The sequence below is a fragment of the Glutamicibacter sp. BSL13 genome (genome assembly GCF_052928425.1).
In genome coordinates this window covers 1-12,827 of sequence record NZ_JAVGCZ010000079.1, presented here as the reverse complement: position 1 = coordinate 12,827, position 12,827 = coordinate 1, and the positions used below count along the sequence as shown (strand labels likewise).

Sequence of the window (12,827 nt, the reverse complement as noted above, 5' to 3'; positions counted from 1 at the left end):
CCCGGGCGCGGCCCCAGGTTCGCGCGCACGATCTCATAGTCCCCGCCGCCCGAGGGGTAGGCGGCCACCGACTGGCGGTAGGACAGCACCAGCACCAGCAGCACCGCCAGCACCGCCAGGCCCACGGCCGGGGAGAGCAGGGTGGCGGCCACCCCGGCGGTGGCCAGGGTCAGCAGGATCTCATCGGGGGCATAGGCCAGCGAGGACAGGGCGCTGGAGGAGAAGATCGGCAGCGCGATTTTTGGCGGCAGCGGTTTGCGTTTCAACCGCTCGGTGCGAAACGGCTTGCCCACCAGCAAGCGTTTGACACCATCAAAGAATGCAGGCACGCATCAACGGTATAACAGCACGCGCGGCATGCTGAAGTCTCTGCCGCCCACACCCAGGCGGCATGGGCAAAACGTGGCAGACTAATGCAGTGCCGGTTTTGCCCGGCACGCCCCGGGCCGGCGCCCGGGAAGGATGGCAGCGAACCTAAGGAGTATGCGATGGCCCACTTCGTGATCATGGGCTGCGGCCGGGTCGGGGCGACACTGGCCCTGACCCTGGACGCGGCCGGGCATTCGGTCACGGTCATCGACCAGAACGAGCGGGCCTTCGGCGCGTTGGGCGAGGACTTCTCCGGGGACACCGTCACCGGGGTCGGCTTTGACCGCGACACCCTGGAAGCGGCGCGCATCCGTGAGGCCTACGCCTTCGCCGCGGTCTCCAGCGGGGACAACTCCAACATCCTGGCCACCCGGGTGGCGCGCGAAACCTACAACGTGCAGCACGTGGTGGCGCGCATTTATGACCCGGGCCGCGCCGAAATCTACCAGCGCCTGGGCATCCCCACCGTCGCGGCGGTGCGCTGGAGCGCGGACCAGGTGCTGCGCCGGATCCTGCCCGAACATTCGATGCGCGGGGACTTTCGGGAATCCTCCGGCCGGCTGATGCTCACCGAGGTGGCGCTGCATGCGGACTGGTACGGCCACCAGGTCAAGTCCCTGGAGCGGGCCGCCGGGGTGCGCATCGCCTACCTGACCCGGTTCGGGGAGGGCATCATCCCGCAGAGCAATACCCGGCTGCAGGGCGGGGACCTGGTGCACGTGATGATGCGCGTGGACGAAAGCAGCGACGTGGAAAAGATCCTGGCCACCGCCCCGCGCCAGGCGCAGGACTAGAACGGAGAGCCACATATGAAGGTGATGATTGCCGGTGCCGGCTCGGTGGGTTCCTCCATCGCGCGCGAACTGCTGAACAACGGGCACCAGGTGCTGATCATTGACCGTGACCCGGATCCGGCCGAGCAGCAGGAGCTGCCCGAGGCCCGCTGGCTGCGCGGGGACGCCTGCGAGCTGGTGGTGCTGCAGCGCGCCGGGCTGGACGATTTTGACGTGGTGGTTTCGGCCACCGGTGATGACAAGGCCAACCTGGTGATCTCGCTGCTGGCCAAGAGCGAGTTCGGGGTGCGGCGCACCGTGGGGCGGGTGAACAACCCGAAGAACGAGTGGATGTTCGACGACGCGTGGGGTGTGGACGTGGCGGTCAGTACCCCGCGGCTGATGACCGCGCTGGTCGAGGAGGCCGTGGAGGTCGGGGACCTGGTGGAGCTGCTGAGCCTGAAAAGCGGGGCGGTGCACCTGGTGGAATTCACCGTGCCCCACGATTCGGCGCTGATCGGGCGCACCATGGGACGGGTCCCGTGGCCCGAGGACACCACCATGGTCTCGGTGGTGCGCGACAAGTCGCCCTTCCCGCCCACCCGTGACGACGTCATCGAGGGCGGGGACGCGCTGTTCTTCTTGACCACCGAAGAAGCGCGCGAGCAGCTGCGCAAGGTGCTGCGCGAAACCCGGCGCTGAGCGCGCCGGCTAGTCCTGCTGTGCCGTGATCTGGCTGGCGGGGCGGGAAATCATCCATGCGAACCACAGACCCGCCGCGTACAGCGGCACCCCCATCACCAGGCGGCTGATGCCCAGGGCCACCACCTGGTCGGTGAAGTACAGCGGAAGCTGCACGGCCAGCCGGGCGGCGAACACCGCCGCCATGATCCAGGTGGCGATCGCATAGCGGCGCAGCCGTGCGGGCTGCTGGCGCCAGTCGGTGCCCTCCTGGCGCAGGAACCCGTAGAGCACCCCCAGCAGCGGCCACTTGATCGCGATCGAGATCACCATTGCCAGCAGGTAGGCTCCGACAATGAAGAATCCGGGAACGTAGTAGTCCTTGGCCTCCCCGCTGCTGCGCGCGGCCAGCGCGCAGATCAGGATGCCCACCAGCCCACTGACCGACTGGGTGAGCGAGGAACGCTTGACCAGCCGGGCAATCATGAACACCGCACCCACCGCGATCGCGGCGATCAGCGCCACGTCCAGCTGCCGGGTGAGGGCGAAGAGCAGCACAAACAGGAATCCGGGGACCACGGTTTCCAGCACCCCGCGCACTCCCCCGATGCTGGCCATCACATCGATGTGCCCGGCCGCGTTCTTGCTCAGGTGAGCCGAGGATCCCAGGCGTTGTGCCAGCGACGGGTCCGGTTCACCACGGGTGCCGGGCTGCTCGGGGGAATCTGGCGTTTGGGTCATCTCACTCGCATTCAGTGTCAAAGAGGCCGCCGGGGCGGCTAGGCCTGCGGGCGTTCCTGCGGCAGGATCAGGTAGCGCGGGTTGTGCACCGTGGGAACCTGGTCCACCAGGCTCAGCATCCCCGAGTAGCGGATCTTCACCCCGGGCTTGATCCCCGGCACCCGCTTCTGGCCCATGAACAGCAGCCGCACGTGCGGGGCGGTGCGCCGACGCACCCCTGGGCGGGCCAACTGGTCCACCACGGTGGCGGTCAGCCGCGGCGCCTCCCCCGGCGGCACATGGGTCACCGACTGGATATAGCCGGTGTGTTCGATGCGGCCGCGTTCGGGCATCTGTTCCAGGTTCTGCAGGTGGCGGACCGCCGCGCTCTGCGGCAGCGCACTGACCGAAACCTGTGTCTTGCCAACCATGTCAGCGTTCCGTTCCAGCTAGCCGATCTGGGTGATTTCCGGCCCGCGTTCCGGGCGCTGCACCTCGGGCTGCCCGGCCGGGGCCTCGGCGCGGGTGGTGGCGTTGCTTGGCACATTCAACGGCAGCAGCTCACGCGGCGGCAGCGGCCGGTCCCCGCGGTCCACCACGACCTGGCGCACCAGTTCCTCCACGGCCTTGGAGGCCTGCTCGTCGGAGATGGCCGCGCCGCCGATCACGACCCGCAGGAACCAGCGCGGCCCGTCGATGCCGATGAAGCGCAGCGCCACGTGTCCGGCCCGGCCGTCGGGCAGCTGCTGCGGCACCTTGGCCAGCAGCTCCTTGCCGTAGTCGCCGTCGCGGGTGAAGATCTCCCCGTTCTGGCCGGTGATGTCCTCGGCGATCTTGCTGGAGATGCCCGGCCAGAGTTCCTCGGACTTCGAACGGGCGAACGCCTGCAGCTGCACGCGCGATTCGGCCAGTTCCAGGGACAGCGAAATCACGCGTTTGGTCTGGTCCTCGATGTCCATGCGAACCTTCAGCCCGGTCATCGGCTTGATCAGCAGGGAACCGAAGTTCAGGTAGTCGTCCGGGTTGTCAATGTCCTTGATGTCGAACGGTCCGGTCACCGGCTGCGGGGTGCCGGGGGCAGCGTCCTGCGCGTCGGTGCCGGAGGCCGCCTGCTGGGTCGCACCGTCTTCAACCGGCTGCTGTTCCTGCTGCCGCTTCTTGCGCTTGAAAAACATCTCGTCCTTAAAACTCTTGTGGTTTACCTCTAGGGTACTTAGTTCGAGCTGAACCCGCCCGTTGAACCGAAGCCGGCGGCGCCGCGCACCGTCTCATCCAGGGAATCCACGACGTTGAACTGGGCCTGCTCCACCTTCTGGATCACCAGCTGGGCGATCCGGTCCCCGCGCTGCACCTCGAAGGTCGCGTGCGGGTCGGTGTTCAGCAGGGTCACCATGATTTCCCCGCGGTAGCCGGCGTCCACGGTGCCCGGCGCGTTCAGCACGGTGATCCCGTGCTTGGCGGCCAGGCCGCTGCGCGGGTGCACCAGGCCAACGTAGCCGTGCGGGATGGCCAGGGCGATGCCGGTGGGGATCAGCGCGCGCTGCCCGGGGGCCAGCTGCACCGCTTCACGGGCGCGCAGGTCCGCCCCGGCGTCCCCGTGGTGGGCGTAACCGGGGATGGGCAGCCCATCGTCAAGCAGTTTGATGGCGATCTGCAGGCTTGGTTCACTCATGGGTGGTGTTTCGTCTTCCGTTGCATCCGGCAGTGGCTTCACTGTGCCGCGGGGCGGGCAGGAGCACTGCCTGCGGCACCTGAACAACTCTAGCGCCTCGGGCTTCGCCTGTGGTGGGCCGGGGACGGATTGCCCATAGTTCTTTACCGGCCGCTCGGCGCTGCGGGCGGGCTGGGCGGCACGCACAGGTTCAGCGCCTAAAATGGAAGGCATGAGTATTGCGAGCTCCGGTGAGTCGACCGTGCTGTTCAACGAAAAACTGTGGCCTTCGGCCGGAACCTGGATTTGGCCGCTGCTGCTGGCCTTGACCGCGGGGGTGGCCCTGGCGCCGATCGGAGTGGCCTGGGGAATCCTGGCCGGGGTGATCGCCTTTGTGGTGATGACGGTGATCCTGATGCTGAACACCCCGCAAATCACGGTGACCGAGGATTCGGTGCGGGTGGGCCGGGCGAACATTGAACGCCAATACGTTGGCGAGGTCATCGGCTACCGCGGCCAGGAGGCCTTCGAGCAGCGCGGCCAGAAGCTGCACGGGCTGGCCTACATGAACCTGCGCGGCTGGGTGGATGCCGTGGTGAAGCTTGAGATCACCGACCCGCGCGACCAGACCCCGTACTGGCTGACCTCCACCCGCCGCCCCGAGGAGCTCACCCGCGCCCTGGGTGGTGTAATGAACGCCTACCGGCAGCCCGACGAGGTGCCCGCGGCCGAGGACGTCACCGCCGAGGACCAGGCCCAGCCGGAATCGCGCTCCAACCACGGGGACTCCCAGGGCCAGTAGCCTGCCGACGGCGATCGCCACCAGATACAGCAAGCCGCCCAGCACCTGCCCTCCCCTTGGCGGGGATGCAGTGCTGGGCGGCTTCGGTGGTTAATGGGTCGGGCGCGGATCGGGCGCGCTCAGGCGGGGACTCGGGTTAGTCTTCGCACTCGGTGCAGAACATCTGCGCGCCGTCCTGGCGGGCCAGCTGGGAGCGGTGGCGGACCATGAAGCAGGAGGCACAGGTGAACTCGTCGGCCTGCTCGGGCATGATTTCGACGCTGAGCTCCTCCTGGGTGACCTCGCCGCCGGGAAGCACGAACCCTTCGGCCAGGTCCGTTTCATCCTCGTCGATCAGGGTCGCCTGCTTCGCCGTCCGCCCGGCGTTCAGATCCGACAGCTGCCTGGCCGTCTCGGATTCCTCCTGCTTTTCGCGCGGTGCGTCGTAGTCGGTAGCCATTGAAGTATCGTTCTCTTTTCCTTGACGGATGTGCAACAACTCGTGGCGGTACACTACACCACCACTGGCACGCGTGTATAACGTCCTAGACGGCAAAAAATTCCCCGGATCCGGCCTGGAAGGGCGTTCTTCGCCCGCCAGGCCAAGGAAATCGCGCCACACCCTTGGCGGTAATAGGAATTCCGGGCGTTGAGTGGCAAAGTTTTACTCAGGAAATAAACCGTGTGGAGGGTAGTAATGCGTCAGCTGAGACTGGTAGGAATACATGAAAATGGTTCCAGCCTGCAGGTCAGCAGTGACGACGGGATGAGCTTTGAGCTGCCCGTCGACGATGCACTGCGCAGCGCCATGGCCGAAATCGCCCGCGCCCGTGCACCGCGCAACCGTGAACAGTCCTCCGACCACTCGCCGCGGGAAATCCAGGCCCGGGTACGCGCCGGCGCCTCGGCGTATGACCTGTCGGTGGAGTGGGATGTGCCGATCGAGCAGATCCTGAAGTACGAGGGCCCAGTGCTGGCCGAACGCGCCCACATTGCCGAACTGGCGCGCCGCGTGGAGGTTTCCGGTCCGCAGACCGATGCCGAGTACCGTGAGGCGTTTGGCGAGGAGCCGGCCGACCTGGGTGCCATGGTCGCCCACCGGCTGGGCCAGCTGGGCATTGATGCGGAGTCGGTGCAGTGGGATTCCTGGAAGGACCCGGAGGGCCAGTGGCTGGTGACCGCCATCTTCAACTCCCCGCTGCACGAGGGCAACGTTGAGTCGCTCTCCGAGGAGAACCAGGACGGCTCCCCCAACGTGGCCAAGTGGTCCTACCATCCGCAGCGGCGCACGCTGCGCAACCTGAACCGCTGGGCCCAGACCCTCAGCGAGCAGGCGGCCCCCGAATACTTCTCCACCATCACCCCGGTGGCGGTGGAATCCCCGGTCGCCGAGGCCCCCGGGGAGGCGGCGCCCACCCAGCCTGGCGACAGCGAGGAACTGGTGGAGCTGCTCAACGCCCGCCGCGGCCAGCGTTCGGGCAAGGACGAGGACTCCGACGAGCGGCTGAATGAGATCATCGACCGGAACCTGAACAACTATGGGCAGGACGATGAGGACGAGGGCCTGCCGCACCTGCCGCAGACCATTTCCACCCGCACCTCACAGCTGACCGTGCTCACCCACGATTCGTCCAAGGACAAGCCGAAGCCCGAGCCGACGGCCGAAGAGGATGCCAACGCCCGCAAGTCCAAGCGTTCCTCCGTGCCCAGCTGGGATGACATCATGTTCGGGCGGCGCAAGAAGGACTAGGAGCCTGGTCCCCGCACCACCCCGGAACGCTGAAGGACGATTCCCCGGCAGCCAGCTGGCTGCCGGGGAATCGTCCTTTGCTGGCCCCCGCGATTGGGCGGGCCGGGGTTATTCGGTGTGCAGCTGCAGCAGCGGCACCAGGCGTTCGGCGGTGGTCAGCGATCCGTGCTGCCCCACCATCTCAAAGGCCTTCGGGTTCACCCGCCGCCCGTCGTAGAAGGCGATGGACTCGGCGGCCAGGATCATCAAGTCCCCCAGCCGTTCGGCCACCGCGTCGCGCATCGGCCCGAACAGGCCGTGCTGGATCGCTTCCTGGCGGGTCAGCACCCAGGCCTTGGTGCCGTAGCGGCGCTGCCAGGCCTCCCGCACCCGGGCGCGCACCGCATCGCTGGTGGCGGCGGCGAAGCTCAGCTGCACCCCGCGCGGCTCCCCGCTGGTCAGCTCCACCCCTTCAATCAACTCCGGTTCCCGGCTGTAGTCGATGCGCTGGCTGGCCGGCACGTCCACCATGCCGTGGTCCCCGGTGATCAGCACGCTGGTTTGCGCCGGCAGCCGGGACACCATGGTCTTGAGCGTATAGTCCAGCTCCTCCAGGGTCTGGCGCCACTGGTCCGAATCCACCCCGTACTTGTGTCCGGCCTTGTCCAGCTCGTTGAAGTAGGTGTAGACCAGCGCGTGGCGGTGCGCGTCGAAAACCTCGGTGGTGGCCCGGCTGCGCGCGGCCAGGGAGGTGGCGGCGACGAACTGGGGCCCGCGCAGGGCCGCCCGGGTCAGTGCCGAATTCTCGAACAACGCCAGCGAGACGCTGGCGGTGTGCACCCCGGCGTCGGCGACCTGTTCGAACACGGTGCGGTTCGGCTGCCAGGCCAGCGGGTCCAGGTCCGCGGGCCAGCCGCCCAGCTGGTTCACCGTCCGGCGCCGCTCCGGGTCGATCACGTCGTAGCCGAGCATGCCGTGTGCGCCGGGGGCCAGCCCGGTGCCCAGGCTGCTCAGCGAGGTGGCGGTGGTCGAGGGGAAGCCGACGCTCAGGCGCTGGGCCTGGCCGAACAGGCGGCGCAGGAAGGGGGCGTGGGCGATGTTCGACTTCAGCTGGTTCCAGCCCAGCCCGTCGATCATCACCACGTTGACCCGGCGGGTGGACTTCAGCCCCAGCGGGTTCTGGAATCCCGGCACACCCAGCGCGTGCGCGGCCGAGGGCAGCACCTCGGCCAGGGTCTGGGTGCCGTAGGGGGCGGGGGCCGGCAGCGCGGTGGCGGGCACGGGCAGGGTCGGGTCAGGCACGATGAACCTCGGCCCTAGAAGTCGGTGGCCTGGCGCAGGCGGACCGCGAAGCTGCGGGCCTTGTTGACCGCGTCCTGCCCGTCGGCTTCGGCGCTGACCCGGATCACCAGGTCCTCGGGCTGCGCGGTGCCGGTCACCCCGTGGTCGGCGTCGCATTCCGGGTCCGCGCAGGCGGCGGGGGTCAGGTCCAGGCGGGTGGTGCCGTTCCAGGACAGCCCGAAGGTCAATTCGCGCACCGCGTCCCCGCTGCGGTAGTGCTGGGGCTGGTGGAAGACGTAGCTGGTGGCCACCGAGGCGATGCGCTTCAGGGAGATCATTTCGGTGGAGACCTGGGCGACGACCTGCTGGCCGTGGTCATCGAGCTGCTGGTCATCAACGTGGATGATGAACAGCGAATTGTCGCTGAGCACCAGCACGGTGATGTGGCGGTGCACCTCGGTGCGGTCGAAATGGGTTTCCAGGTGGACATAGTGGTCCAGGATCGGCCGGGTGTACATCGCTTCGGACAGCACGTCCTGGATCATCTGCGGATAGAAGCCGGCCCGGACCAGATCCTGCTGCAGTTCAGCGGCTGCAGTGGTCGAATACGATGGAGAACTCATGCCTTAAGTTTACCCAGTGCACCCGACTCTTACCTATGAGCCGCCCGCCCGGTGCGCCCCGCCCGCCGGGCGGTGGGAGCCTGCTCACATCGAACAGCCGCGGCGCGCGCGGCCGGCTCCGGCACCGGGCGGCGCCGCCCACCGGTTTGGTAGGTTCGAAGGATGAAGCAAATCGGTGGGGCGCACATCGCGCGGGCCATGGCACGCGCACGCCACAAGGCGGGACTGGGATGAAGCGCTGGCTGCTGCTGGCGCTGGCGGTGATCGCCGAGGTCAGCGGGTCGCTGTCCATGAAGCTGGCCCTGGACGCCCCGGCGTTGTACCTGGTGACCGCCGCCGGGTACATTGTGGCCTTCGCCGCGCTGGCCGCCACGCTGCGCGCGGGCATGGCCCTGGGCGCGGCCTACGGCATCTGGGGTGCGTGCGGGGTGGCGCTGACCGCGCTGCTCTCCCACCTGCTCTTCGCCGAGCTGCTGACCCCGGTAATGCTGCTGGGGATGGGGTTGATCATTGCCGGGGTGCTGCTGGTCGAGTTCGGCTCGCAGCTGGCCGCCGCCCGCCAGGGCACTGCCCCGGCCCCGCGCGGAAGGTCCGGGGCATGAGCGCCTGGCTGCTGCTGATCCTGGCGGTCATCGCCGAGGTGAGCGGCACGCTCTCGCTGCGCATGGCCACCCACGGTTCGCGGCGCTGGCTGCTCCCGATGGTGTTCAGCTACCTGGTGGCCTTCAGTTCGCTGGCCACCAGCCTGGCGCTGGGCATGCCGCTGGGCCTGGCCTACGGGGTGTGGGCCGCCTGCGGGGTGGCGCTGACCGCGCTGCTGAGCTGGCTGCTGTTCAAGGAGCCGATGAGCTGGGTGATGTCGCTGGGGATCGTGCTGATCGCCGGCGGGGTGGTGCTGATCAACACCGGCGCCCCGGCCTGAGCCGGGGCACCGCGGCCGGCCATGCTGCTCCGTCCCGGTTCACGGTCGCGCGCCGCTTAGCCGCGCAGTGCCCGGCGCACGGTGTCGGTGCGCTGTTCCGGGTTGCCGACCTGCACCTCGGCGGCCAACACGCTCAGCCCGTGTTCGGAAACGGTGACCGGGGAAATCTTCAGGATCGCCACCTCCGGGTGGTTGTCCTTCAGCAGCGCCACCCGGTTCAGCAGGTCCTTCAGCGCCGCCAGGTCCACCTGCGGCAGCCCCTGGTAGCCGAAGAGCCGGGCGCTGCTGCGTGGACGGTGGATCAGGTCCTCCAGGTCCTGCACGGACAGCGGAGCCACCCCGTGCGCCCAGTCATCGAGCAGGTTCACCGGGTCCCCGGAGAGCCCGAAGGAGATCACCGGCCCCAGCAGCGGGTCCTCCACCGCCCGGATCACGCAGGCCTGCCCGGCCTCGGCCATGGACTGCACCTCCAGGGCCTGTACCCCCCACTGCCCCATGGCCTGGAACATGTGGGCGTAGTTGGCCCGCAGCGTGGGTTCGTCGGTGATGTTCAGCCGCACCCCGCCCAGATCCAGGCGCTGGCGCAGGTAGGGGTCATCGGCCTTCAACGCCACCGGCCAGCCCAGCCGGTGCGCGGCCGCGACCGCCTCATCGGCGCTGTTCACCGCCTGGGATTCCAGCACCGGGATCCCGTAGTGGGCCAGCAGCGTGCTGGCCTGGTCGTAGTCCAGTTCGCGCAGCGTGGTGCCCGGGATCTGGGCGGTGAGGGTTTTCAGGTAGTCCTCTGCCCCGTCGGCGTCGATGCCCTCCGGTTCGGGCAGCGCGTCGTGTTCGACGTTCAGCCACTGCCGGTAGCCGTGCGCCTTGTCCAGGGCCCGCACCGCCGCGGCCGGGGAGGTGAACACCGGCAGCCCGTGGTGCACCCCGGTGCCGATGCTGCGGTCCGAACGCCCGGAGAGCACCACCAGCACCGGTTTGCCGCAGCCGGCGAAGCGGCCCAGCTCCCCCAGCAGTGCGTTGTCGCTGATGCCGGGCACCGGCAGCAGGGCGATGATCACCGAATGCACGGTGGCATCCTGCACCAGCTGCTGCACCCGTTCGCGCAGCAGCGGCAGGGCCCGGGACTGGCCCAGGCTGAAGTCCAGTTCGCGCTCGTCCGCGGCGGCGCTGAGGGTGCGGCTGACCGCCACATCGCAGGTGACTTCCGCCAGGGTGAGCGAATTGGAGAGCACCGTCACGTTCGGCCCGGCCGGGGCCGGTGAGGTGCACAGCACGCTGGCCACGTCCATCAGCTGCTCCACCGAGCCGACCCGGATCACCCCGGCCTGGGCCAGCACCGCGTTCAGCGCCGCCGGCGGGGCCTGGGAGGTGCGCACCGAGTGCCCCGGCGGCAGGCGCAGGCCCATGACATCGCTCTTGGCCACGATCACCGGTTTGCTGCCGGACAGGCGCCGGGCGATGCGGGAGAACTTGCGCGGGTTGCCGAAGGACTCCAGGTGCATGGCCACCACCGCGGTGTGCTCATCGTCCTCAAAGTACTGCATGGCGTCGTTGCCGGACACGTCCGCGCGCAGGCCCGCGGAGATCGCGGAGCTCAGCCCCAGCCCGCGCTGGGCCTGCACCCCGTGCAGCAGCACCCCCATGGCGGCGGACTGGCTGAAGAAGCCGATGTTGCCCGGGGCCGGCAGCTGCTGGGCGACCGAGGCGTTCAGCTGCACATCCGGGTCGGTGTTCTGCAGCCCCAGGGAGGCCGGGCCGATGACCCGCATCCCGTTGATCCGCGCCCGGGTGATCAGTTCGCGCTGTTCGCGCAGGCCCTGGTCGGATTCGTAGCCGGCGGTCATCACCAGCAGACCCTTGACCCCGTGGGCGGCGCAGTCGTCCACGACCCCCAGCACCCGTTCCTTGGGCACGCAGATGATGGCCAGGTCCACCGGGCCGGGCACCTCGGTGATCCGCCCGTAGCTGGGCAGCCCGCCGATCTCAAAGGCCTGCTCGTTCACCGCGTACAGCGCCCCGGTGAACCCGGATTCCACCAGCCGGTTCAGCACGTCGTAGCCCAGGGTGCCCCAGGAGCGGCTGGCGCCGATGACCGCCACGGAGGCCGGGGCCAGCAGCCCGGCCACCGACTTCGCTTCGGCGCGGTGCTCGCGGGCCTCCATCACCGAACGGGACTTGTCGGTCGGGTCGATCGGGAAGACCAGCATCACCACCCCGTCCTCGAAGTGCCGGGCCACCGCGTAGCCGGCCTCGGAGAAGACGGTGAGCATCTTGCGGTTCTCCGGCAGCACCTCTGCGGTGAACTTCTCGATCCCGTTTTCGCGTCCGGCCGCGGCCAGGTGCTCCAGCAGGATGGAGGCGATCCCGCTGCCGTGGTACTCGTCCGAGACGTTGAACGCGACCTCCGCCTCGGTGGGGTCATCGAGCCGGTCATAGCCGCCGACCCCGATGACCTTCGCCCCGCGCAGCACCACGAACGCCACCCGGGAGGTGTGATCGACGTTGGTGAAGCGTTCCAGCTCCTTGGGGGTCAGCTGGGACTTGTAGGTAAAATAGCGCAGGTAGACCGACGCCTCGGACTGCTGGCGGTGCATCTCCTGCAGCGCCTGGGCATCCTTGGGGGTGATGGGCCGCAGGTGCGCGGTTGAACCGTCGCGCAGCACAACATCTGCTTCCCAATGTGCCGGATATGCCGCAGAAACTTTACGATCCACCATAAGCTAAACAATAGTGCGCGGTACCGGCCACGGCCAGATGCCACGCACCACGGCCTGCACCACGCCCGCGGCGCGCAGTCCGCCTGTTTGCATTCGAACAGTTTCTTATCGACCAGAAGGTAGGGGCACGAACAGCTCAATGGCTCGCAAGAACACTCCGGCCCTTGACGAGGATTTCGTCGAGAACATCATCGACATCGACGTCACCAGCGAGATGGAGAACTCCTTCCTGGAGTACGCCTACTCGGTGATCTACTCCCGGGCCCTGCCCGATGCCCGTGATGGGCTCAAGCCCGTGCAGCGGCGCATCCTGTTCCAGATGGCGCAGATGGGTCTGCGCCCGGAAAAGGGGCACGTCAAGAGCGCGCGCGTGGTCGGTGAGGTGATGGGCAAGCTGCACCCGCACGGGGACGCGGCGATCTATGACGCGATGGTGCGCCTGGCCCAGGACTTCTCGATGCGCCTGGCCCTGGTGGACGGGCACGGCAACTTCGGCTCCCTGGATGACGGGCCGGCCGCCCCGCGCTACACCGAGGCCCGGCTGGCCGCGGCCGCGGTGGCGATGACCGCGAACCTGGAC

General features: G+C 68.3%; 15 protein-coding genes and 1 pseudogene. 7 read left to right on the top strand and 9 right to left on the bottom strand.

The window, feature by feature from the left end; translation table 11 throughout:
* Positions 1-329: pseudogene (locus RCJ92_RS12190) on the bottom strand (DNA-binding protein); the annotation flags it as partial.
* Between the two features lie 159 nt (positions 330-488).
* On the opposite strand from RCJ92_RS12190, the gene RCJ92_RS12185 reads away from it, so the two are divergent.
* Together RCJ92_RS12185 and RCJ92_RS12180 are read left to right on the top strand one after the other, a co-directional pair.
* Positions 489-1,163: a potassium channel family protein gene (locus RCJ92_RS12185; protein WP_054821578.1), complete on the top strand. Its 675-nt coding sequence runs from the start codon at positions 489-491 to the stop codon at positions 1,161-1,163.
* A gap of 15 nt (positions 1,164-1,178) precedes the next feature.
* The gene (locus tag RCJ92_RS12180; protein ID WP_138177971.1) at positions 1,179-1,844 is read left to right on the top strand and encodes a potassium channel family protein; all 666 of its coding nucleotides are present in this window, start codon (positions 1,179-1,181) and stop codon (positions 1,842-1,844) included.
* Positions 1,845-1,853: 9 nt separating this feature from the next.
* On the opposite strand, the gene RCJ92_RS12175 is transcribed toward RCJ92_RS12180, so the two are convergent.
* Genes RCJ92_RS12175 through dut form a run of 4 tightly spaced genes read right to left on the bottom strand, consistent with a single transcriptional unit; the run spans position 1,854 to position 4,215 of the window.
* Positions 1,854-2,564 (bottom strand): DUF3159 domain-containing protein, encoded by a 711-nt coding sequence (locus RCJ92_RS12175; protein ID WP_138177973.1) that lies wholly within the window; start codon positions 2,562-2,564, stop codon positions 1,854-1,856.
* 38 nt (positions 2,565-2,602) lie between these two features.
* A complete protein-coding gene (locus tag RCJ92_RS12170; protein ID WP_346922715.1) occupies positions 2,603-2,974 on the bottom strand; it encodes a hypothetical protein in 372 nt (123 codons plus the stop codon).
* An 18-nt stretch (positions 2,975-2,992) separates the two neighbouring features.
* Positions 2,993-3,718 (bottom strand): DUF3710 domain-containing protein, encoded by a 726-nt coding sequence (locus RCJ92_RS12165; protein WP_360028584.1) that lies wholly within the window; start codon positions 3,716-3,718, stop codon positions 2,993-2,995.
* A 38-nt stretch (positions 3,719-3,756) separates the two neighbouring features.
* Complete coding sequence (gene dut / locus RCJ92_RS12160) at positions 3,757-4,215, bottom strand: dUTP diphosphatase (protein WP_396276847.1); 459 nt, start codon at positions 4,213-4,215, stop codon at positions 3,757-3,759.
* 211 nt (positions 4,216-4,426) lie between these two features.
* Between dut and RCJ92_RS12155 the strand changes: the two genes are divergently transcribed.
* Positions 4,427-4,996 (top strand): DUF3093 domain-containing protein, encoded by a 570-nt coding sequence (locus tag RCJ92_RS12155; protein WP_138177981.1) that lies wholly within the window; start codon positions 4,427-4,429, stop codon positions 4,994-4,996.
* A 136-nt stretch (positions 4,997-5,132) separates the two neighbouring features.
* On the opposite strand, the gene RCJ92_RS12150 is transcribed toward RCJ92_RS12155, so the two are convergent.
* Positions 5,133-5,435, bottom strand: coding sequence for a DUF4193 domain-containing protein (locus RCJ92_RS12150; RefSeq protein WP_138926430.1), 303 nt, complete (start codon positions 5,433-5,435; stop codon positions 5,133-5,135).
* 237 nt (positions 5,436-5,672) lie between these two features.
* Between RCJ92_RS12150 and sepH the strand changes: the two genes are divergently transcribed.
* A complete protein-coding gene (gene sepH / locus RCJ92_RS12145; RefSeq protein WP_396276848.1) occupies positions 5,673-6,725 on the top strand; it encodes a septation protein SepH in 1,053 nt (350 codons plus the stop codon).
* 108 nt (positions 6,726-6,833) lie between these two features.
* Here the strand turns inward: sepH and RCJ92_RS12140 are convergent, their stop codons facing one another.
* Positions 6,834-8,006 carry an alkaline phosphatase family protein gene (locus tag RCJ92_RS12140; protein ID WP_446754692.1) on the bottom strand — a complete coding sequence of 391 codons (1,173 nt, stop codon included), beginning with the start codon at positions 8,004-8,006 and terminating at the stop codon, positions 6,834-6,836.
* Positions 8,007-8,020: 14 nt separating this feature from the next.
* Positions 8,021-8,608 carry a DUF5998 family protein gene (locus RCJ92_RS12135; protein ID WP_138177988.1) on the bottom strand — a complete coding sequence of 196 codons (588 nt, stop codon included), beginning with the start codon at positions 8,606-8,608 and terminating at the stop codon, positions 8,021-8,023.
* A 230-nt stretch (positions 8,609-8,838) separates the two neighbouring features.
* Between RCJ92_RS12135 and RCJ92_RS12130 the strand changes: the two genes are divergently transcribed.
* Together RCJ92_RS12130 and RCJ92_RS12125 are read left to right on the top strand one after the other, a co-directional pair.
* Entirely contained in the window at positions 8,839-9,210 is a 372-nt protein-coding gene (locus tag RCJ92_RS12130; RefSeq protein WP_343832732.1) for a DMT family transporter, read from the top strand.
* Positions 9,207-9,530, top strand: coding sequence for a DMT family transporter (locus RCJ92_RS12125; protein WP_360028580.1), 324 nt, complete (start codon positions 9,207-9,209; stop codon positions 9,528-9,530). The genes RCJ92_RS12130 and RCJ92_RS12125 overlap by 4 nt, the downstream gene beginning before the upstream one ends.
* Positions 9,531-9,586: 56 nt before the next feature.
* Here the strand turns inward: RCJ92_RS12125 and RCJ92_RS12120 are convergent, their stop codons facing one another.
* Positions 9,587-12,247, bottom strand: coding sequence for a bifunctional acetate--CoA ligase family protein/GNAT family N-acetyltransferase (locus RCJ92_RS12120; RefSeq protein WP_346923040.1), 2,661 nt, complete (start codon positions 12,245-12,247; stop codon positions 9,587-9,589).
* 139 nt (positions 12,248-12,386) lie between these two features.
* On the opposite strand from RCJ92_RS12120, the gene RCJ92_RS12115 reads away from it, so the two are divergent.
* Positions 12,387-12,827, top strand: a 441-nt coding sequence (locus RCJ92_RS12115; RefSeq protein WP_446754691.1) for a DNA gyrase subunit A, incomplete at its 3' end; no start/stop codon positions are given.